Raw genomic sequence first — 2,027 nt, 5'->3', positions numbered from 1 at the left:
CGGTGGAGGGGCGGACAGTTATGACCGCTACCAAGTCAGCCTTTCAACTGCAGATTAACTTCGACGCCTTCGAAGGCGGGGAGCGCATCTTCTGCAATTCCTGGTCGAAGGCGATCCCCCGCGACCTCGTCTGAGCCGGAGAGAAGAGTAGGCCGATAAGAAAGTGTTCAACGATCTAGTAACAATAAATCATATTTTTTAAGTACGTAGTGTAGAGATAGTGCGGCACCGGGCCTTTCGCAGGTCCGGTTCCGTTCTCTGCGGAGGTAGTGTCGCTGACTGCCTCCCTTCATGCCTCTGCGCCGCACAGGTAAAGCAGCCCTTTAACTTTGACCAGGGCGGTATAATCCGAGTCCATGTAGGCAAAACGCGCGCGATGTCGGCGCAGATCCTATGACTGTCCAAGAAAAAAATGGCACTTCACGGGCTCGCTGTCCTGAGCAATCTACGCGTCTTGATCGGTTTGCCTCAATTGGATTGAATTATGCCGGTCTCGTTTCATAATTCATGTGATTCAGATACAAAACTCACGCACGCCAAATTACCCTGAATTCCTAACGCACGCCTGCAAAAGATGCGCCAATCAGGGAGGAAAAAATGAACAAGTGGTCAACTAGTCGTCGTTCAGTCATGAAGGCGATGCTGATCGGATCGGCGGCGCCTTGGGTCTTGCACTCACAGGCGTTTGCGGGGTCGTGCGATGATCACATCGTGCGCATCGGCGGAACCGCTTCGCCCGATAGCTTGAACCCCTTTGCCACGTGGAGCTCATTTTGGCCGCAGACCTTCACCTATGATTATCTGGTCGGCGTAGACGCCCAGCGCCACTCCGATCGGAAGGGATTTGCCAAGGAGTGGTCGGTTGGCGATGACGGTCTCACATGGACTTTCAAAATTTGGCCAGGCTTGAAGTGGTCGGATGGCCAGCCCGCCACGGCCAGAGACGCCGCATTTACCTACAACTACCTGCGTGACTCCATAGGAAAGCCCGACGAATTGAACGTCGGCTGGAACAGCACTGACGGCTTACAGAACGTCGAGTCCATAACGGCGCTCGATGACGAGACTTTGCAAATCGTGACCAAGGCTCCCACCCGCTGGCCAGCTGACAACTATCTGATGATTGTTCCCGAGCACATCTGGAAGGGCGTCAGCTATGCGGATGCGCGCGGCAACTTCCGGAATCCCGCGCCCCTGGTAGGTACAGGGCCCATGATCGTTTCGGAGTTTCAGCAGGGCCAGTTTGCCCGCCTCACGCCCAACAAGTACTTCCGTACGGGGCAGCCGGCGACGGCCGGCATGATCCTTACGTTCTTCAAAGTGTCCGATTCCATCGCGCAAGGTCTGAAGAGCGGTGACCTAGATTATGGATTTTGGCTGACAGCTGCTCAGTGGAACGCTCTCTCCAAGGATCCCAACATCGTTGTTGGACGATCGCGCACCGAGCAGCGCGACTATCTGGCCTTCAACACTGCTTCCGGGAAAGGGTCGGGCAGCACCAAGGCCTTGCAGGATCCGGCGTTTCGCGATGCAATTGGCTACGCGATCGATCAGAAAGCCATCGTCGACCGCGCCCTCCACGGGCTCGCCGACCCTGGCGTAGGACTGGTTATGCCGGTAGCGGCCGATTACTACTCGGATCTGAGCGACATCAGGCGTCACTTCGATCTCGCAGAGGCAGGCCGCCGGCTCGATGCTGCCGGCTATCGGGATACCAACGGTGACGGCGTTCGGGAGGACAAAGAAGGAAAAAACTTCCAGCTTGAGCTGATTACCGGATCAGCTGGAGGGAGCGGTAACGTGGGGATGCCGATCGCCGGCGTGCAGCTAATTGCTGGCTGGCTCGGACAAATTGGCATTCCCGTATCGGTCACCCAACTTGACAATGGTGCGATATCGGCCCGCACCGCAGCTCCGGCAAATGGCGGCGGAGGCTGGGATCTGAACATTGGCAATAGCTGGCTATCCCCTTCGCCTCACGACTTGCTCAGCAAGGGCAGCACCAAGGGCATCGGCAACCACAACAC

Annotated in this window: 1 protein-coding gene; it reads left to right on the top strand. The window is 56.7% G+C overall.

Annotated elements, in window-relative coordinates; all coding sequences use genetic code 11:
- Nucleotides 1–597: 597 nt before the first annotated feature.
- Nucleotides 598–2,027, top strand: a 1,430-nt coding sequence (locus NKH06_RS31930; protein ID WP_352895108.1) for an ABC transporter substrate-binding protein, incomplete at its 3' end; no start/stop codon positions are given.

This window comes from Mesorhizobium sp. M1342 (assembly GCF_040317955.1).
Taxonomy (GTDB): domain Bacteria; phylum Pseudomonadota; class Alphaproteobacteria; order Rhizobiales; family Rhizobiaceae; genus Mesorhizobium.
The sequence above is the reverse complement of the archived record's forward strand: the minus strand, read 5'-3'. Positions and strand labels throughout refer to the sequence as shown.